This window comes from Kribbella italica (genome assembly GCF_014205135.1).
Taxonomy (GTDB): Bacteria; Actinomycetota; Actinomycetes; order Propionibacteriales; family Kribbellaceae; genus Kribbella; species Kribbella italica.
Genome location: NZ_JACHMY010000001.1, coordinates 4,631,896 through 4,650,457, shown reverse-complemented (window position 1 = coordinate 4,650,457; position 18,562 = coordinate 4,631,896). Strand labels below are relative to the sequence as shown.

Sequence of the window (18,562 nt, the reverse complement as noted above, 5' to 3'; positions counted from 1 at the left end):
GTCCAGGCCGGGAGGCCCCATGACCCAGCTCGCTGTCACCGTGATCGGGCCCGACCGCCCGGGCATCATCGCCGACGTCACCGAGGCGCTCGCCCAGGTCGGGGTGAACCTCGAGGACTCCACGATGACGCTGCTGCGCGGCCACTTCGCGATGATGATCGTCTGCAGCGGGCCGTTCGCGCCGGTCAAGGAGGCGCTGGAGCCGCTGCGCGGCGAGCTGGTCATCACGGTGCGCGAGATGGGCCCGGAGACCGCGCATGCACCGCTCGGTGCGCCGTACCTGCTGAGCGTGCACGGCGCGGATCGGCCGGGGATCGTGTCTGCGGTGACGCGGATGATCGCCTCGGTCGGTGGGACGGTGACGGATCTGACGACGCGGCTGAGCGGGGAGCTGTACGTGCTGACCGCCGAGGTCGAGATCCCGCCGACCGCCGAGCTGCCGATGCTGCTGCGCGCGCTGGAGATCACGGCGGAGGAGCTGGGCGTCGGCGTCACGCTCCATCCCGCCGAGAGCGACGATTTGTGATCGGTCACCTGAACCAGACCCTCGCGGCCTGGTCCCCGGCGCAGCTCGGCCTGGCGGGCGACGTACTGGAGGTCGTCCGGGCACCGCACCCGGTGCTCGCGCTGGAGGGTGCTCTCGTCGATCCGCTCGATCCCGTGATGGTTGCCCTCGCCGCCGATCTCGTGGCAACGATGCGAGTCTCACCCGGCTGCGTCGGCCTCGCGGCCCCGCAGGTCGGAGTGGCTGCGCAGATGTTCGCACTGGATGTCACCGGCCATGCGAAGACGCGGACGTGCCATGGCGTCTTCGTCCTGTGCAATCCGGTGGTCGTCGAAGCGAGCCGCCGAGAGAAGGCGCGCGAGGGGTGCATGTCTGTTCCCGATCTGACCGGCGACGTGAAGCGGGCCACGCGCCTGACTGTCTCGGGGGTGCTGCCCGGGACCTCTGATGTCGTGACGTTGTCGACCGATGCCTTCGAGGCACGGGCTCTGCAGCACGAGATCGACCACTGCAACGGCCTGCTGTTTCTGGACCGGGTGGCCGGGGCGCATGCGATCTACCCGCGGAAGGTCTATCTCTGAACCGGCCCGCCGGGTGAGGATTCACCATGGCGAGTTTCAACCGATCCGACGACCTGCGCGGCGCCTGCTTCGCCGGCGCTGACCTGCAGGGCGCGCGCTTCGTCGAATCCGATCTGTCCGGGGTCGTGATGCGCGGTGTGGAGATCCGGGACGGCGACATCGACGCTCCGTGGCTGAGCACGCTGCGCGTCAACGGGGTCGACGTCGCGCCGTACGTCGAAGCCGAGCTCGACAAGCGTTTCCCCGGCCGTGAGCTCCGCCGCGCGTCAACCCCCGAAGGCCTCCGCGAAGCCTGGTCCGCGCTCGAACGCACCTGGTCGGCGACCGTCGCCCGCGCCGCGTTGCTTCCCGCCGGCTCGGTCGACCTTTCCGTCGACGGCGAGTGGTCGTTCGCCCAGACCCTGCGCCACCTGATCCTGGCGACCAACACCTGGCTGGGCCGAGCGGTCTTGGACGTCGCGCAGCCGTTCCACCCCCTCGGCCTCGCGGACACCGGCGCCGCCGAGGAAGGTCGCGATGCGGGCCTGGTCGTCACCGGCACCCCGCCGTACGAGGAAGTGCTGAAAGCCCGCGCCGACCACGTTGCGATGGTCCGCGAGTACATCGGCACGGTGACGGTGGAGTCCTTGCAGGTTGCTCGCAAGAACCCGCACGCACCGCAGTACCTCGAGACCACGCTCTCCTGCCTCCACGTGATCCTGGAAGAGGAGTGGGAACACCACCGCTACGCGGTCCGCGACCTCGACTCCCTGGTGAGACGATCCGCTTCGGCCAGTAGCTGAGCGGCGAAGGGCTGGAAACCGATGCTGCTGGCGTAGACGCCGCTGAAGACCCGGTGGATGGTTCCCCATTCCCAGATGGCGGTGGCATCCACACCCGTCCGAGACGCCAGCTGCGCGGTCCGCGCCCGGAGGTCGTCACCGAGGGCCGGGTTGCACCGCACGATGGTGCCGAGATCGCACGCGGGCTCGGCGCGCAGTCCCGCTGGATCGACGAGCTTGTAGCTGCCGTCACTCGCCTGCAGGGCGTTCATCTCGTGGAGATCACCGTGGACGAGCACCGCGGACCGATCGTCGTGAGCAAGACGACGACGGTCCATGCACTCCAGCGCGTCCGCCACCGTGGCCGGCGAACACGGACGGCCCGCCTGCTCCCAAAGTTCGGGCAGCCGATCGGCGTACTGCTCAGCCAACTGCGCGCCGGTCGGAAGATCGACGTCAGGACCAACGGGACGCCACAGGCGAACCGCCGCTTCACACAGCAGGACGTGGCGGCGTGCAGGGTCGGCCACGAGGTCGTGCATCGGAGCCCCAAGCCGCTCCAGCAGGAGAACTTGCCGACCCAGATCTTCGTCCAGCAGCTTGGCACATCCCTCACCGTTCGCGAGGCGCAGCACTGTGGCCTCTTGCCCGACGTCGCGACCGGGCACACCGATCTTGAGGACCGCCGGAGTTCCGTCCGCCATCGTCACTTCGAGGACCAGGGCAGCGTGCCCGCCGGCGAGGCTGGAGCCGATCACGAGCGCCCACTCGTGGGCGAGGGAGTCGACCAAGTCTGGCAGCTCGTCCAGCCAGGATTCGTTGCCGTCGGTCATGACGGTCTTGCGGACCTGGTCAGGGATTTCGAGGGGCATCCGGCCAACTTAGAGGAACACACCAGTCGTTCCGGCCCCGAAGCCACCTGGTGGCCGGGATGGGCTTAGCTCGCGGTAGCGCGCTTTCGGGCATTTGACAGCAGTGCCACTCGCGCGCCGATTCTCGCGGCGAGCGGTAATTTGACCGTCTACGGCCCAGCTGGGTTCGGGCGGACCTATCGCAGTACAGAACGGGATGGATGACGATATGACCTCGACTGTGCGGGCCTTCTACAAGAACGGCGCAGGTCCCACACTTCTGACGTCCGCCGCAGATGTCGACGCCCTTGTCGACGCGATTCTGGCTGAGCCGTTCGAGAACTCCGTTGTCGCGCTTTACTGCGAGGCGCGACCGCTGTTGGAGTCCGGCGTACGCGACCACGAGCTGCGGATCGGCATTGATGCCGAAGCCCAGGTGGGTGGCATCCGGTACGCCGGCGACGACGGGGCCGAACGAGGCGTCTGGTATGTCCCTGGAGAACCGAGCCAGCGCGAGGAGGCGTTCTTCTACTACCAAGGGCATGACGAGGGCTGGCCACAGGACTCTGAAGTGTCGCTGGAGGACGTACGCCGGGCGATCGGCGAATTCGTCGAGGCCGGCGGGAGTCGACCGACGTCCTTTGGATGGACGGCTTGGCCAGTGGACATCGCCTGATCTGGTGCAAGCCGGCCAGCGATTCGACCTGCTCGTCCCGCACTGTTCGCAGTCGTCCACCGGAGCACGAGACCATCGCGCACAAGCGGGCGGTGCTTGCGCCCGGGATGGGATTCGAACCCGTAGGACTGCTGGACGCGAAGTGTGGACTCGACTGGGGAGCTGTCCGGGGTCGGTCAGGTCGGGTGGTAGATCGCGCGATAGCGCGCACTCGCGGGCGCCAGCCCGCAAGCGCCGGCGTTAGCCGGCCAAAGGAACGCGCGGCGCTAAGCCGGGGGTGGGTGGGAGCGGGCGTAGTGCGTGCGCTGAGGAGCGGAGCGACGAAGTTAGCGCGTGCGGAGCGCGCGTGGGTTGGATCCGGTGCCGGGGATGGGAGTCGAAGCCGCAGGACTCGATTGGGGCGCAGAGCGGGACAAGCCGGGTGGTAGGTCGCGCGATAGCGCGCACTCGCGGGCGTCAGCCCGCAACCGCCGGCGGTAGCCGGCCAAAGAAGCGCACGGCGCTAAGCCGGGGGTGGGTGGGAGCGGGCCTAGTGCGCGCGCTGAGGAGCGAAGCGACGAAGGAAGCGCGCACGGAGCACGCGTGGGGTGGACCCGGTGCCCGGGACGGGATTCGAACCCGTACAACCTTTCGGTTCGCGAGGTTTAAGCTCGCTGCGTCTGCCGTTCCGCCACCCGGGCTGGGGTGCGCAGGGGATGACGATACAAGCTTGCACTGCGGGTGGGGGCGGCTCGGGTGTTGAATCGGCGGTATGACTGATGCTGATCGCGAGACGTTGCGGGCGCTGGCTGACGAGGGGAACGAGAAGGCGCTGGATCGGCTGGCTGAGTTGGCTGATCGGCGTGGGGATCTCGAGGAGTTGAGTGAGTTGCTCGACGAGGGGTCTGACAAAGCGGAGGAGTTGCTGACTCGGAGGGCCGCTGAGCGGAAGGATCTGATCGAGTTGCAGCGGATCGCGGATGCGGGGTACGCCGAGGCGGGCGACGTACTCGACCGATTGCTGTAGTTGGTTCGGATCCCGGGGACGGGCCGGCGAGGCTTGCCGGGTATTGATCCAGATCCATGGATCGTTCTAGAGTTGCGGATCATCGGACGCGACGGAAGAGGACGAGTCATGGCTGAGGTTTTGCTGTTTCATCATGTGCAGGGGCTGACGGACGGGATCAAGGCGTTCGCGAGCGAGCTGAGCGCGGCGGGGCACACGGTGCACACGCCGGATCTGTTCGAGGGGCGGACGTTCGGGGCGATCGCGGAAGGGATGGCCTACGTCAAGAGTGTCGGGTTCGGGGAGATCGCCGCGCGCGGGGTGAAAGCCGCCGCGGACCTGCCGGCTGAGCTCGTGTACGCCGGGTTCTCGCTGGGCGTCGTACCGGCGCAGCAGCTCGCGCAGACGCGACCGCAAGCCAAGGGCGCTCTGTTCTTCGACTCGGCTCTGCCGATCGAGGAGTTCGGGACCTGGCCGCAGGGACTTCCGGTCCAGATCCACGCCATGGCGCAGGACGAGTTCTACCTCGAGGACGCCGACGCGGCGAAGGCGCTGGTCGCCGAGGGCGGCGAGCTCTTCCTGTACGACGGCGACCAGCACCTCTTCGCCGACAGCTCGTTGCCGTCGTACGACGAGCAGGCCGCCAAGCTGGTCCTCGAGCGGGTCCTGAACTTCCTCGGCAGAAGCTAGTCACACTTTCCGCGCGCGATCCGTCGCACGAGTAGACCCGAAGAGATCGGGCCAACCGAGCGATGGAGTACCGAGATGATTCTGGTGACTGGCGGAACCGGCACGCTGGGGCGCAAGGTCGTGCGTGGGCTGCTGGACGCGGGCCGCGACGTGCGGGTGCTGAGCCGCAGCGACAAGGCGCCGTACGACGGTGTGCAGGTCGTGGTCGGCGACCTGGAGACCGGCGAGGGCGTCGACAAGGTCGTGCACGGCGTCGAGACGATCGTGCACTGCGCGGGGTCCGCGAAGGGCGACGACGAGAAGGCGAAGAGCCTGATCGCGGCGGCGGTTCCGGCCGGCGTACGGCATCTCGTGAACATCTCCGTCGTCGGCGCGGACACGCTCCCGGTCGTGAGCGGGCTGGACCGGAAGATGTTCGGGTACTTCGCCGCCAAGCGCGGCGCGGAGCTGATCATCGAGCGGTCCGGGATCCCGTGGACCAACCTGCGGGCGACGCAGTTCCACGAGCTGACGTTCACGGTGGCCGAGCAGCTGGCCAAGCTGCCGGTCGTGCCCGCGCCGAGCGGGTTCAAGATCCAGCCGGTCGACGCGGCCGCGGTCGCCGAGCGGCTGGTCGAGCTCGCGCAGAAAGCGCCGCAGGGCCAGGTCGACGACATCGCCGGGCCACGGACGTACACGTTCAAGGAGATGGTCAAGGTCTACCTGCGGGCCGCCGGCAAGCGCCGGATGATGCTGCCGATGCACACACCGGGCAAGGCGGCCGCGGCGTACCGGGCCGGCGCGAACCTGTCGCCAGGGCGCGGGACCGGCCGGACCTGGGAGGACTTCGTCAACGCCAGCCTTGCACGGTGAAGAAAAGGCTCTGTGGATGGTCCGGCCGCGCAGTACCGTGCCCAGAACGCCACCAGGAGGGGGTCAACCGATGACCGACTTGAGCGAGTTCGTCGTCAACCGCGCGGACGGGCGCGACGACGGCGAGGACTGGACCGAGAACTACGAGGAGCTGCCCGGCGGCGCCGGGATCTCGATCATCCTCGAGGCGACCACGCAGGAAGGCGTCGGGCCGCGGCTGCACAAGCACCCGTACCCCGAGACCTTCATCATCCGGCGCGGCTCGGCGACGTTCACCGTCGACGGCGCCGAGGTGGTCGGGCGGGCCGGGCAGATCCTGGTGGTGCCGGCGGACACGCCGCACAAGTTCAGGACCGGGCCGGAGGGCTACGAGGCCGTGCACATCCACGCGAACGCGACGTTCGAGACGGACTGGCTGGAGTAGTTCGCCGTACGGCGGGCAGACGGCCGCCAGGCGAATTCTTGTCAGAGTCCGGTGAGAAGCGTTGATCCGCGGCGTTCCGCGCGCATCAATGGAGGTGTGGGTACTTACCGGACTCGGGTGATGATCGCGGCGGTGGCCGGTCCGCTGGTCGTCTGCGCGGTGCTGATCCCCTTCCGGGACGGGTTCGCCAACGCGAACGCCGCGCTGCTGCTGGTCCTGGTCGTCGTTGCCGTCGCCGCGGCCGGGCTCCGGTCGGCCGGGATCGTCGCCGCGCTGTCGAGTGCGGTCTGGTTCGACCTGTTCCTGGCGCCGCCGTACTACCGGCTGACGATCGACCGCCGCGACGACCTGGAAATGACCGTCCTGCTGGTGGTGATCGGTGCCGTCGTCACCCAGATCGCGATCTGGGGCCGTCGGCAACAAGCACGGGCGAGCCGGCAGAAGGGCTACCTGGACGGCGTCCTGACGACCTCGGGCGCGGTCGCTGCCGGGTCGTCGACGGCCGAGCTGATCGACCAGGTCGGCGCGCAACTGATCGCCGTACTGCGGATCGACGGCTGCCGCTTCGTCCCCGGCTCGACGCCGGCGCGCGGCCCGCTGCTGAACCACGACGGCTCCGTCACCCGCGGGGCGCACGCGCTGAAGATCGAGCGCGACGGCCTCCCGACGAACGCGGAGATCGAACTGCCGATCCAGTACGCCGGACGCACGCGCGGCCGCTTCCTGCTGACCGCGTCGACCCGGATCAGCCGCCCCGACCTCGAGCAGCGGCTGGTCGCCGTTGCGCTCGCCGGCCAGGTGGGCGCCGCGCTCGCCTCCCCGGCCGAACTCTCCGCCGCCGACCACGAGCAGCCCACCGGCTGACCCTTGTTCTGGCCTGCGGGAAGCATCTCTCCTGGGTGGCCACGGAAGCCGGCGTCGTACTCGCCCATACGAGTACGACGCCGCGCCGCGTCCGGCGATGTATCGGTGGCTGATCGGTTGTGGTTCGCAACCGGTCGGGCGTGGTGGTTTCGGTTGGGGAACACTGGGTTGTTCCTCAGCAGTTGTTAAGGGTGGGACCGTACTATTCCGGTACGACCCACAGTGGGTTCATCAGGAGGATGACATGCAGAGCAGTAACCCGGTTCTGAACCGGTCGAGTGCGTTTGCGCCTGGCCAGGGCCAGGCCTACCCCGGGGCCGCTCCGTACGGTCAGCCGGGTCCCTACGGCCAGCAGCCTGGCCAGGGCTACGGCGGGCCGGGTATGCCGCCGCAGCAGCAGTACCAGAGCGCCGACAGCCGGCCGATGACGCTGGACGACGTGATCGTGAAGACCGCGCTCACGCTGGGTGTTGTCGTCGCCGCCGCCGCGGTGGCGTGGGCAGCGATCCCGACGAGCCTGGTCACCCCGGCCTTCCTGGCCGGTGCGCTGGTCGGGTTCGCGCTGGCGATGGTGCTGTCGTTCAGCCGCCGGGTCAACCCGGTGCTGCTGATGGCGTACGCCGTCGCCGAGGGCGTGTTCCTCGGGATCGGCAGCAAGTTCATCGCCAACTGGGTCGGTGACCCGGGCATCGTCGTGCAGGCCATCCTGGCCACGATGGTGACCGCGGGCCTGACGCTGGCGACGTACAAGTACTTCAACATCAAGGTCACCGCACGCTTCACCCGGATGGTCATGGTCGCGACCATGGGCTTCGCGGGCGTGCTGCTGATCAACTTCGTGCTGAGCCTGTTCGGGGTCGGCACCGGCATCACCGGCATGGGCCCCCTGGGCCTGCTGTTCGCCGCGCTCGGCGCCGGTCTGGCGGTGTTCAACCTGATCCTCGACTTCGACATGATCGAGCAGGGCATCAAGCACGGTGCCCCGCAGAACGAGGCCTGGCGGGCCGCGTTCGGCCTGACCGTCACCCTGGTCTGGCTGTACTGGAACCTGCTGCGCATCCTCGCGATCCTGCGCGGTGGCGACTGATCCCAGCTCGGCCGACTGGCTGAGTGATCGAACGGCAGATTGGCCGGCCCTCAGGTGGGGGTCGGCTTTTCTGTTGCCCCAGGACCGTTCACAATCGAGAGATGACGAGTCGGGACGAGGTCGTACGCCGGTATCAGGAGTACCTCGACGCGTGCAACCGGCGGGACTGGGACGCGGTGGGGGCGTTCGTCGCGGACCGGCTGCTGGTCAACGGGGTCGAGCGGACGCGGGACGAGTACGTCGCCGACGTACGGCGGACGACGATGATCTTCCCCGACTACCGGTGGGAGCTGCGCCGGGCGGTCTACGAGGGGGAGTGGCTGGCCGTCCACCTGTACGACACCGGGACGCGGCACTGGGAGTTCCTCGGCGCCGACGGGGACGGGTCGCAGGTGGAGACCGACGAGTTCGACCTGTACCGGATCGTCGACGGACTCATCGTGGAGGTCGAGGGCACCGCCGACAACGCGCGGCTCCGGGCGTGAGAGTCAACACCCCGGACGCACAACGGGCCTGCCCCTCCACCTGAAAGGGCAGGCCCGCGGCGAAATCGACTCCTGTTCGGCTCGTCAGCCCATTCGCCGGTGCGCTTTGACCAGGTCGTATTCGTGAACGATGGCTGTGGCGTGCCCGTGCGCGAGGGCGTACTCGCTGGAAAGCCATCTCACCCTGTCGTCGAAGCGTGAGAACGACGGTCCGTCGTTCATCAGGCCGAACCACTCGGTCATCTCGCGTCCGGTGCACTGGGGCACCTTCTCCACCAGACGCTTGTGGGTCTCCTCGGAGTGGTTCAGGCCCATCGTCGCCTCCCGTTCGTCGGGGTCGTGCGTAGTTATCGACTGTGCATCACGAAGCCCGCGCAGGCAAGAGCCTCTTGATGAAAGTCGCCGCTCAGCGGACACACGATCGCGCGACAGCCCTTCCAGGCGGGCCGATCCGGGCCGTCGGCCCCCATCGAGCGGCCCTCCGCGGACCGGCCAGGACGGCCGGCCAAGACGGCCGGCCCGAACGGCAGATCAGGACGGCGAGCCCGCCATCGACTTGCCGGCTTCCGGGCCGAGCTCCCCGGTGCCGTCCTCGTCGACGCGTTCGATGTCGGCCTTCGGGTGCCGGCGCCGGTGCCGCAGTTGCGCCCAGCGCCCCCGCGGCCCGCGCTCGCGCCCGGCGACCTCGGTCGGGGCGACCTCGGTGCCGGCCCTCCGTGCAGCCTGTACGGCGGCCTCGGCGATCGGCAGCACAGCCTCACCGCGGAACGCCTCGGGCTGCACGAACGACTCCGTCCCCACACCCATCGCGGCCGCGACCGACGGCAGCAGCGCCGCGGCGGCCGCGGCGTACCCGGTGACGGACGGGTGGAAGCGGTCCGGCCCGAACATCCGCGGGTCGGTCCGGAAGACCTCGCTCAGCAGCGAGCCGATCGACACCGACCGCCCGCCGGCCTCGACGACGGCGATCGTCTGCGCGGCCGCGAGCCGGTGGCTCCAGGACCGGGCGACCTGCCGCAGCGGCGGCATGATCGGCCGGACCACGCCGAGATCCGGGCAGGTGCCGACGACCACCTCGCAGTTGGCCGCGCGCAGCCGCCGGACGGCGTGGTCGAGCAGCCGGACCGAGACCGACGGCGGCATCTGCGCCTTCACGTCGTTCGCGCCGATCAGGATCGCGGCGACATGCGGGCCGGACAGCAGCGCGGTGTCGATCTGCGGCGCGAGGTCGGTGGACTTCGCCCCGACCTTCGACACGTCGACGAGCCGGACCGGACGCTTGGCCAGCTCGGCGAGACCGCAGGCCAGCAGGACGCCGGGGGTCTCGTCGGGTGACGACGTTCCGTATCCGGCCGCACTGGAGTCCCCGATCATCGCGAGGGTGATCGGGTGACCTGGATACCGGCCGTACAGGCCGTCGCCCTTGGCCGGGTGAGCCTTCATCGGGCCGATCACGCGCGCGGCGTACCGCGCTTCCGCGGTCAGTACGCCGTACAGCGTCGCCCCGATCAGTCCGAGTCCCCCACCACCGAAGGCTGCGGCCTGGGCCAGTCGCTTCGCGGCCCGGGCTGTGCTCATACCCCCAAGGATTACACGCTGTGACGCGCAGGCAAGTGAAATAGGGGGAAACACGCGGCGTCCCATACAGTGAGATCCGTGCGCTACGCGAACTCACTCCTGGACCTGGTCGGCAACACCCCGCTGGTACGCCTGACGAAGACGACCGACGGCGCCAAGCCGCTCGTTCTCGCCAAGGTCGAGTACTTCAACCCCGGTGGCTCGGTGAAGGACCGGATCGCGGTCCGGATGATCGAGGCCGCGGAGGCCTCCGGCGAGCTCAAGCCCGGCGGGACGATCGTTGAGCCGACGTCCGGCAACACCGGCGTCGGGCTGGCGATGGTGGCCCAGCAGAAGGGCTACAAGTGCGTCTTCGTCTGCCCGGACAAGGTCAGTGAGGACAAGCGCAACGTGCTCAAGGCGTACGGCGCGGAGGTCGTGGTCTGCCCGACCGCGGTCGCGCCGGAGCACCCGGACTCCTACTACAACGTCTCCGACCGGCTGGTCCGCGAGATCGAGGGCGCCTGGAAGCCGAACCAGTACGCCAACGAGAACAACCCGATCTCGCACTACGAGTCCACCGGCCCCGAGCTGTGGGAGCAGACCGAGGGCAAGATCACGCACTTCGTCGCGGGCGTCGGGACCGGCGGCACGATCAGCGGCACCGGCAAGTACCTCAAGGAGGTCTCCGGCGGCAAGGTGCAGATCATCGGCGCGGACCCGGAGGGCTCGGTCTACTCCGGCGGCTCCGGCCGTCCGTACCTGGTCGAGGGCGTCGGTGAGGACTTCTGGCCGGAGACCTACGACAAGACGATCTGCGACCGGATCATCGAGGTCTCGGACGCGGACTCGTTCGCGGTCACCCGGCGGCTGGCCCGCGAGGAGGCCATGCTGGTCGGCGGTTCGGCCGGGATGGCGGCGGCCGCGGCGATCCGGCTGGCCCAGGAGCTCGACGACCCCGACGCGGTGATCGTCGTCCTGCTGCCGGACGGTGGCCGGGGCTACCTGACCAAGGTGTTCAACGACGACTGGCTGGCGCAGTACGGCTTCCTCGCACACACCCGGCAGGGCACGACGCTCGGTGAGGTGCTGGCCGGCAAGGACGGCAGCATGCCGCCGCTGGTGCACACCCACCCGCACGAGACGATCGCCGAGGCGATCGAGATCCTGCGCGAGTACGGCGTCTCGCAGATGCCGGTCGTCCGGGCGGAGCCGCCGGTGATGGCGGCCGAGGTGGCCGGCGCGGTCTCGGAGCGGACCCTGATGGACGCGCTCTACACCGGGAAGGCCCGGCTGGCCGACATCGTCGAGCTGCACATGGACCCCGCGCTGCCCTCGCTGGGCGCCGGCGAGGCGGTCTCGAAGGCGGTCGCCCTGCTGGAGGGCCGCGACGCCCTGATGGTGCTGGACGACGGCAAGCCGGTCGGCGTCCTGACCCGGCAGGACCTGCTGAGCCACCTCGCCGTGGTCTGATCCGCGGACTGTTGCCTGCGGCTACTTCTTTTGGTTGCCTAGGGCACGTGGGGTTCTCAGCGGTCCATGACCGACGGGACGATGGCGATCAGGGCGGTGATCACGACACCGCCGACGATGACGACTGCGCTCAGGATCTGGATGAGGTTCATGTCATCCATGGTGTCCGTCCCGGCCCGTCCGGACATCGGTCCAAGGACTTGTCTTCGGCTCATCCCTTGGTCGTACGGCGGACCCTGAGCGCTACGACCTCCGGAGTCCGGGTCATCCCCGGGTGAGCACGAAGTCCGCCGGGTTCAGCCGCCGGGTTCGGCGCCAGTAGCCGACGGTGAACTCCGGCCAGATCGTCGAGTTGCGGCCCTGGGCGTCCAGGTACCAGCTGTTGCAGCCCGACTCCCAGACGGTGTCGCCGAGCCGCTGCTGGACGTCGTCGACGAACCGCTCCTGGACGTCCTCGCGGACCTCGACCGTCGAGGCCCGGCCGAGCAGCCGCAGCGCCTGGACGACGTACCGGACCTGGGCCTCGATCATGAAGACCATCGAGGAGTGGCCGAGCCCGGTGTTCGGGCCGACCAGGAGGAAGAGGTTCGGGTAGCCGGCCACGGTGATGCCGAGGTGGGCGCCGATGCCGTGCTGCTTCCAGTGGTCGGCCAGGTCGGTGCCGTCGCGGCCGAGGATCCGCATCCGGGTCAGGTTGCCGGAGACCTCGAAGCCGGTGCCGAGCACCAGTACGTCGGCCGGGCGCTCGGTGCCGTCGGCATCGATCACGCCGGTCTCGGTGACCCGGCTGATCGGGGTGGTGACCACGTCGACGTTGGGGCGGGTGAGTGCCGGGTAGTAGTCGTTGGAGAGCAGGATCCGCTTGCAGCCGATCTGGTAGTCCGGCGTCAGTTTGGCCCGGAGTACGGGGTCCTTCACCTGCTTGTGGAGCTGGCGGCGGGCCTGCAGCTCCAGGCCCTTCATCAGCTTGGGGTTGCCCGCGAAGCCGAGGCCGCGCGCCTCCAGTCCCCAGAAGATGACGTCGCGGATCGCGCGCTGCCCGGCCGGGAAGCGTTCGTGCAGGGCCCGTTCGCGCGGGCCGATCGCGCGGTCGGGCTTCGACGTGATCCACGGCGCGGTGCGCTGGTAGAGATCCAGGTGCGCGGCCTGCTCGGCGACCCGCGGGACGAACTGGATCGCGCTGGCGCCGGTTCCGACGACGGCGACCCGGCGGCCGGTCAGGTCCTGGCTGTGGTCCCACTGGGCGGAGTGGAAGGCCGGGCCGGCGAAGGAGTCCAGGCCGGGCAGGTCGGGGAGTTTCGGCTGGTGCAGGTTGCCGACCCCGGCGACCAGGGCGCGGGTCTCGAGCGTCTCCTCGCCGTTGATCGTCACCGTCCAACGGCTGGTGGTTTCGTCGAAGACCGCCGCGGTCACCTCCGCGCCGTACCGGATCTTGCCGGCGACGCCGTACTTGGTCGCGCAGTGCTCGAGGTAGGCGAGGATCTCGTCCCAGGGCGCGAACATCCGCTGCCAGCGCGGGTTCTGCTCGAACGAGAACGAGTAGAGGTACGACGGGACGTCGCACGCGCAGCCGGGGTAGGTGTTGTCCCGCCAGGTGCCGCCGAGGCGCTCGGCCTGCTCGAGGACGACGAAGTCCTCGATCCCGGCGGCGCGCAGTTTGATCGCCATGCACAACCCGGCGAACCCCGACCCGACGACGACGACCTCGGTCTGACCCATGACCGGAAGGTTACCGGCGGGTTAGGCTAGGAGGTAAGGGTCGGCTTGGTCCGATCCGGTCCTGGTTCCGCTCCGAACAGCTTCCCGGTTGCGGCGGCAGCGTGCTCACTCCCCGGAGTGTGAACGGATTCACTGTCGCCGAGACCTGTTACTCGTTAGGTTAAAGAACAACCGTTCTTTATTCTGGTGATCCTGCCCAACTGTCTCGTGAGGAGGCGGACGTGAACGCGACGACCCACGACGGGCCGGTCGGATGAGCGGACGCGACAAGCTGGACGATCGGCTCACCGAGCACGTCGATCGCCTGGGCGACGAGCACCCGCCGATCGACCTGGACAGCGTCGACTACTCGATGGACCAGCCCGGTGTGATCGCGCGCCGGTTCGGCCCGGTGCTGAGCTACATGGCGCGCGTCGAGCTCGAGGTCGAGCGCAACGTGCTCGAACTGGCCGCGCTGCTGCCGAACCCGCCCGAGGTCGACCGGCACTTCTACGCCGACGTCTGGATGCCGCAGGAGACCCGCCACGGCGAGATCCTCGACAAGCTGCAGGCGATCATCGGCCTCGACCCGCTGAAGGCCGACCTGACCCAGGTGTCGATCCGGCTGCGCCTGCTCGGCGCGCTCGGCCGGTTCGGGCCGGTGCAGGACGTCAGCCGGATGCTCTACTACCTGACCGGTATGGCCACCGAGCGGTCCGCCGTCCTGGCCTACGGGCAGCTGCACACCGGGCTGCGGGAGATGGACGAGCGGGCGATCTCGGAGACGGTGATCGCGCCGATCCGCCGGCAGGAGCCGGGGCACTTCGCCTTCTACCAGATGTCCTCGCGCGGGCTGTGGGTTCAGCTGAGCGGTTGGCAGAAGTGGCTGGTCCGGTCGTTGCGGCGGTTGACGTTCACGCCGGTCGGGGTCGACCACAAGCGGCAGCGGGCCGACTTCGGGCGGGTGATGGAGGCGCTCGGGATGTCCACGCAGGACTCGGACGTCGTGCATCACGCGCAGCAGATCGCCCGGGTCGAGCACGAGCTGCTGTGGGCCAGCCGCAAGGGGCTGCGGGCGCCGACGTACGTCGTCGACGCGCTGCGCCTGGCGGTCGAGGCGGCCAAGGCCGAGGCGGACGCGGTGGCGAGGAAGCTCCCGAGGCCGAGGCTGAGCCCCGAAGCCTGACAGCGTCCGAAGAATCGTGATGCGTCCGAAGAAGCGAGCGCTATAGCCTCGGGTTCTTCGGACGCATTCGAATTCTTCGGACGTTAACGGAGGCGGTGGAGGATCTCGCCGGCGTTGGGGATGACCAGGGTTTCGGGGTCGTTCTCGTACGCGGCGAGGTCGAAGTCGGCCGGGGCCAGGTGGTTGAGATTGGCCCGGCGTACGACGTCCTCTCCGATGCCGGTCGACAGCGTGACCTCGACGCGGAGGTGCTCGCCGGTGGCCGGGTCCCAGGTGCCGGCGCCGCGCAGGTGGGTCGAGTGGGCGAGCACGCCCCAGTGCAGGTCGCGGAACTTCTCCCACTGACCGACGAAGTAGTCGCGGCAGTGGTACCCGATCTGCTCGATCTCGGGGTGCATCGCGGCCAGTTGCCGGACGTGCGGCGCGTACAGGATCACCTCGCCGCCGTCGGCGACGACCGGCTCGACCTTGTAGAAGCCCTTGGCCGCCGTCCAGATGTCCTGGTAGCGCTCGGGCATCAGCGACACGATGCGGCGTACGGGGTGGTCGAGGTAGCGGACGTGGGTCTGCGCGGAGATCTCGGCCGCGGCCCGCCACGAGGACTGGGTGTCGCCGAACGCGACGGCGTGCAGGTTGTGGGTGCCCGACTCGACGACCAGCGACAGCGCGAGCTTCTCGGCCGGGATCAGCGCCGCGGCCTCGTCGATCAGGGCGCGGACCGGCGTCGTGCCCGTCGTACCGATGATGCTCGCGCTGGTGATCAGGGCGCCGAGCCAGTGCGACAGGTCGATGACTTCCTGGCCCGCGACACCGGGGAAGAAGTACTTGTTGCCGCCGGAGAAGCCGACCACCTCGTGCGGGAAGACCGGGCCGACGATCAGCGCGACGTCGTGCTCGACGACCGCCCGGTTGAGCTTGACGCTGACCTCCTGGTGCAGCCGCCCGCCGGAGATCTCGCCGATCCGGTCGGCGCCGATCGTGCCGAGGTCGGCGAAGGTCTCGGGCTTCCACCACGCGTGGTTCAGGACGTCGTACTCGCCGCCGAGGTGCTCGCGCAGTGCCTCCGGTGACATCTCCGCGTGGGTGCCGAGGGCAACGAGTACGGTCAGCTTGCTGACCCGGCCCGTCAGCGCTTGATGGATGGCCTTCATCAGCAGCGGCAGCGGGCAGCTGCGGGTGGCGTCCGGCACGATGACGCAGACGCTGCGCCCGTCCAGCCCGGCCGAGGCGAGCGAGTCCTGGACGAAGGCGGTGACCTCGTCCTCGGTGAGCGTCCGGGCGGCATCGCCGATCACAGCAGAGTCGGGCATGCCCCCCAGCCTAGTTGGTAAGCGATTGCCTGTTGACGACTGCCTGCTGTGACCGACCGGGAACCCAAGGTAGTAAGGGGTTTCGAGGCGTTGACCCGGGCCGTGCGGGGGGAGCAGCATCAGCCAGGTCAGCTGGGGATTGGCGATCTAGGGGGAGTTCCCATGTCCGACACGATGATCACGCGTCCACTCGGGTTCGGGGGCCGGCTGCTGCGGTCGGGGGACCCGGACTACGAGCAGGCGCGCACGGTGTTCAACGCGATGGTCGACAAGCGGCCGGCGGTGATCGCGCAGTGCGAGTCGGCGGCCGATGTCGCGGCCGCGGTCCGGTACGGCGTCGGGCAAGGGCTCGAGATCGCGGTCCGCGGAGGCGGGCACGGCGTGGCGGGAACGGGGGTCAGCGACGGTGGACTCGTCGTCGACCTGCGCCGGCTGAACACGGTCCAGGTCGACGCCGACGCGCGGATCGCCCGGGTCGGCGGCGGGGCGACCTGGGGTGACTTCGACCGGATGTGCCAGCCGTACTGGCTCGGGACGACGGGCGGCCGGGTGTCGACCACCGGCGTCGCCGGGCTGACGCTCGGCGGCGGGTCCGGCTGGCTGGAACGCAAGTGGGGTTTCGCCTGCGACAACCTGGTCTCGGTCGAGCTGATCACGGCCGACGGGGAACTGGTGATCGCCGACGAGACGCGCAACACCGAGCTGTTCTGGGCGCTGCACGGTGGCGGCGGGAACTTCGGGGCGGCGACCGCGCTGACGTTCCGGTTGCAGGTGCTGCCGGTGGTGACGCTCGCGTTGCTGTTCTGGCCCGCCGAGGCCGGGCCGGACGTCGTACGGGCTTATCGGGACCTGATCGACGGCGGTGCGCCGGACGAGCTCGGGGGAGGAGTGTTCTACCTGACCGGGCCGCCGGAGGAGTTCGTGCCGTTGCATCTCCAGGGCGAACCGCTGGTCGCCGCGGGGGCGGTCTACATGGGTGACGAGGCGGAGACCCGGGACGTGTTCAAGCCGATGTTCGACTTGGCGCCCGAGGGCGTGATGGCCGCCGAGATGCCGTACGCCGCACTGCAGTCGGCGCTGGACGACCCAGCGGGCTTCCGGCACTACTGGTCGGCCGAGCACCTCGGGGAGCTGCCGGACGCGGCGATCGCGGCCTTCTGCGCCCGTGCGGCCGACATGCCGGCGCCGTCACCTTCGCAGCAGATGATCGCGCCGTGGGGTGGCGCGGTCGCGCGGGAGGCGGACAAGTGGCCGTTGCCGCACCGGTCGGCGGCCTGGGTGGTGCATCCGTTCGGGGTGTGGGCCGACGCGGCGGACGACGCGCGCGGCGTGCAGTGGGCGCGGGACGTCTGCGCCGACGTCCGGGAGTGGTCGACCGGCGCGGTGTACCTGAACTTCATCGGGGACGAGGGGCGGGACCGCGTGCTCGCCGGGTACGGCGAGGAGAACTACCGGCGGCTGGCCCAGGTGAAACGGGAGTACGACCCGGACAACGTGTTCCACCTGAACCAGAACATCCGGCCGAGCTAGACGGCTTTGGCGATGGCGATCGAGCCTTCGAGGCGCTCGCCGGCTTCGTAGATCATGTACTTGACGCCGTTCTCCTGGCCGAACGACGGAGCCGCGCACCGGCCGTTGTCGGGGTACCCGGCCGACGGCGCGTGGAAGACCCCGAGGTGCTTGCGGAGGCTGAAGTCGTTGCCCACCTCGGTGATCCGCATCGAGCCACCGGATCCCTTGTCGGTGTGGTAGATGACGAACATCGACCCGTTGTGGCCGGCCAGCGTCGGGGCGCCGAGGTCGCGGACACCGAGCTGCTGCGGGGTGATCAGCGGCGTCTGGGAGAAGGTGAAGGTCCGGCCGTCCCGCGACCAGCCCCAGCCGATCGAGCGCCGGTTCGCGGTGGTGTTGATCATGAAGACCATCACGTACCGGGCGTTCCTCGACGGCAGGTCGTGCCGAAACACCCGCGCGTACGACGCTTCCGTCGTACCGGCCGGCAGCATCGCCGTCGACAGCACGCCCTTGTCGTAGGTGAAGTGGATCCCGTCCTTGGAGCGGGCCAGCCGGGTGGTGGTGTTCTCGCCGTGGAAGTACATCCACATCTCGTTGGTGTCCTCGTTCCACATCGCGTGCGGTGAGGAGACGTGCGAGACGGTGTAGTGCGGGGACCAGCTCCGGGCGATGATCGGGTTGTTCGGGTACTCCGTGTACGGCCCGCCGAGCGAGTCCGAGTAGGCCAGGCACAGGCCGCCCGGAGCTTCGTGCGGGGCGAAGTACAGGTAGAACCGGCCGAGCGGGTTGGCGATCCGGCCGACCGTGCCGCGGACGCACGGGAAGATCACCTCCTTCCGGGCCGGCGCGTACTGCAGCTTGGTCTTGTCGAAGGCGACGCGGGTGAAGGCGTAGTTCGGGAACCCACCGGGGGCGGCGAGGGCTTGGGTCTGCTGGCCGGCGGTAGCGGCGGTGCCGAGGCCCAGGGCGGCGGTGCCGCGGAGCAGGGTGCGGCGGCTGAGGTTCGGCATCTCGAGGTCCTCTCACGGGGGCGGCGTGCTGGTTCGTGCCGAGTGTGGGAGC

General features: G+C 69.3%; 20 protein-coding genes and 1 tRNA gene. 14 read left to right on the top strand and 7 right to left on the bottom strand.

Annotated elements, in window-relative coordinates; genetic code table 11:
• The first annotated feature begins 19 nt into the window (after positions 1-19).
• From HDA39_RS21530 to HDA39_RS21520, 3 genes are read left to right on the top strand one after another with little or no spacing between them, the layout of a single operon-like run.
• Entirely contained in the window at positions 20-526 is a 507-nt protein-coding gene (locus HDA39_RS21530) for a glycine cleavage system transcriptional repressor (protein WP_184797740.1), read from the top strand.
• Positions 523-1,086 (top strand): peptide deformylase, encoded by a 564-nt coding sequence (locus tag HDA39_RS21525; protein ID WP_337925837.1) that lies wholly within the window; start codon positions 523-525, stop codon positions 1,084-1,086. The genes HDA39_RS21530 and HDA39_RS21525 overlap by 4 nt, the downstream gene beginning before the upstream one ends.
• A gap of 26 nt (positions 1,087-1,112) precedes the next feature.
• Positions 1,113-1,868, top strand: a complete 756-nt coding sequence (locus HDA39_RS21520; RefSeq protein WP_184797738.1) for a DinB family protein — start codon at positions 1,113-1,115, stop codon at positions 1,866-1,868.
• On the opposite strand, the gene HDA39_RS21515 is transcribed toward HDA39_RS21520, so the two are convergent.
• Positions 1,811-2,719, bottom strand: coding sequence for an aminoglycoside phosphotransferase family protein (locus HDA39_RS21515; RefSeq protein WP_184797736.1), 909 nt, complete (start codon positions 2,717-2,719; stop codon positions 1,811-1,813). The two genes, HDA39_RS21520 and HDA39_RS21515, sit on opposite strands and share 58 nt — an antisense overlap.
• 208 nt (positions 2,720-2,927) lie before the next feature.
• On the opposite strand from HDA39_RS21515, the gene HDA39_RS21510 reads away from it, so the two are divergent.
• A complete protein-coding gene (locus HDA39_RS21510) occupies positions 2,928-3,374 on the top strand; it encodes an Imm1 family immunity protein (protein ID WP_184797734.1) in 447 nt (148 codons plus the stop codon).
• A gap of 597 nt (positions 3,375-3,971) precedes the next feature.
• Here HDA39_RS21510 and HDA39_RS21505 read toward each other — a convergent pair.
• Positions 3,972-4,054: transfer RNA gene (locus HDA39_RS21505), tRNA-Leu, on the bottom strand.
• Between the two features lie 71 nt (positions 4,055-4,125).
• Here HDA39_RS21505 and HDA39_RS21500 point away from each other — a divergent pair.
• The 7 genes from HDA39_RS21500 to HDA39_RS21470 all read left to right on the top strand — a co-directional run bounded on the left by HDA39_RS21500 (position 4,126) and on the right by HDA39_RS21470 (position 8,761).
• Positions 4,126-4,380 (top strand): hypothetical protein, encoded by a 255-nt coding sequence (locus HDA39_RS21500; protein ID WP_184797732.1) that lies wholly within the window; start codon positions 4,126-4,128, stop codon positions 4,378-4,380.
• Positions 4,381-4,488: 108 nt separating this feature from the next.
• Positions 4,489-5,049 carry a dienelactone hydrolase family protein gene (locus tag HDA39_RS21495; RefSeq protein ID WP_184797730.1) on the top strand — a complete coding sequence of 187 codons (561 nt, stop codon included), beginning with the start codon at positions 4,489-4,491 and terminating at the stop codon, positions 5,047-5,049.
• Between the two features lie 75 nt (positions 5,050-5,124).
• On the top strand, positions 5,125-5,901 hold the full coding sequence (locus HDA39_RS21490; RefSeq protein ID WP_184797728.1) for an SDR family oxidoreductase: 777 nt from the start codon (positions 5,125-5,127) through the stop codon (positions 5,899-5,901).
• Between the two features lie 70 nt (positions 5,902-5,971).
• Positions 5,972-6,325 (top strand): cupin domain-containing protein, encoded by a 354-nt coding sequence (locus HDA39_RS21485; protein WP_184797726.1) that lies wholly within the window; start codon positions 5,972-5,974, stop codon positions 6,323-6,325.
• A gap of 96 nt (positions 6,326-6,421) precedes the next feature.
• Positions 6,422-7,189 (top strand): DUF4118 domain-containing protein, encoded by a 768-nt coding sequence (locus HDA39_RS21480; protein WP_184797724.1) that lies wholly within the window; start codon positions 6,422-6,424, stop codon positions 7,187-7,189.
• Between the two features lie 244 nt (positions 7,190-7,433).
• Complete coding sequence (locus HDA39_RS21475; RefSeq protein WP_184797722.1) at positions 7,434-8,276, top strand: Bax inhibitor-1/YccA family protein; 843 nt, start codon at positions 7,434-7,436, stop codon at positions 8,274-8,276.
• Positions 8,277-8,377: 101 nt separating this feature from the next.
• The gene (locus HDA39_RS21470; RefSeq protein ID WP_184797720.1) at positions 8,378-8,761 is read left to right on the top strand and encodes an ester cyclase; all 384 of its coding nucleotides are present in this window, start codon (positions 8,378-8,380) and stop codon (positions 8,759-8,761) included.
• A gap of 84 nt (positions 8,762-8,845) precedes the next feature.
• Here the strand turns inward: HDA39_RS21470 and HDA39_RS21465 are convergent, their stop codons facing one another.
• On the bottom strand, positions 8,846-9,076 hold the full coding sequence (locus HDA39_RS21465) for a DUF4287 domain-containing protein (RefSeq protein ID WP_184797718.1): 231 nt from the start codon (positions 9,074-9,076) through the stop codon (positions 8,846-8,848).
• A gap of 216 nt (positions 9,077-9,292) precedes the next feature.
• Positions 9,293-10,339 (bottom strand): SGNH/GDSL hydrolase family protein, encoded by a 1,047-nt coding sequence (locus HDA39_RS21460; protein WP_184797716.1) that lies wholly within the window; start codon positions 10,337-10,339, stop codon positions 9,293-9,295.
• 78 nt (positions 10,340-10,417) lie between these two features.
• On the opposite strand from HDA39_RS21460, the gene HDA39_RS21455 reads away from it, so the two are divergent.
• Positions 10,418-11,791, top strand: coding sequence for a cystathionine beta-synthase (locus tag HDA39_RS21455; protein ID WP_184797715.1), 1,374 nt, complete (start codon positions 10,418-10,420; stop codon positions 11,789-11,791).
• A gap of 264 nt (positions 11,792-12,055) precedes the next feature.
• Here HDA39_RS21455 and HDA39_RS21450 read toward each other — a convergent pair whose 3' ends face one another.
• The gene (locus HDA39_RS21450; protein ID WP_184797713.1) at positions 12,056-13,510 is read right to left on the bottom strand and encodes a flavin-containing monooxygenase; all 1,455 of its coding nucleotides are present in this window, start codon (positions 13,508-13,510) and stop codon (positions 12,056-12,058) included.
• A 253-nt stretch (positions 13,511-13,763) separates the two neighbouring features.
• On the opposite strand from HDA39_RS21450, the gene HDA39_RS21445 reads away from it, so the two are divergent.
• Positions 13,764-14,675, top strand: coding sequence for a GTP-binding protein LepA (locus HDA39_RS21445; RefSeq protein WP_184797710.1), 912 nt, complete (start codon positions 13,764-13,766; stop codon positions 14,673-14,675).
• 83 nt (positions 14,676-14,758) lie between these two features.
• Here HDA39_RS21445 and HDA39_RS21440 read toward each other — a convergent pair whose 3' ends face one another.
• Positions 14,759-15,985: a lactate racemase domain-containing protein gene (locus HDA39_RS21440; protein ID WP_184797708.1), complete on the bottom strand. Its 1,227-nt coding sequence runs from the start codon at positions 15,983-15,985 to the stop codon at positions 14,759-14,761.
• Positions 15,986-16,147: 162 nt separating this feature from the next.
• On the opposite strand from HDA39_RS21440, the gene HDA39_RS21435 reads away from it, so the two are divergent.
• Positions 16,148-17,515, top strand: a complete 1,368-nt coding sequence (locus tag HDA39_RS21435; RefSeq protein ID WP_184797706.1) for an FAD-binding oxidoreductase — start codon at positions 16,148-16,150, stop codon at positions 17,513-17,515.
• Here HDA39_RS21435 and HDA39_RS21430 read toward each other — a convergent pair.
• The gene (locus tag HDA39_RS21430; protein ID WP_184797704.1) at positions 17,512-18,510 is read right to left on the bottom strand and encodes a glycoside hydrolase family protein; all 999 of its coding nucleotides are present in this window, start codon (positions 18,508-18,510) and stop codon (positions 17,512-17,514) included. The two genes, HDA39_RS21435 and HDA39_RS21430, sit on opposite strands and share 4 nt — an antisense overlap.
• Positions 18,511-18,562 lie beyond the last annotated feature (52 nt).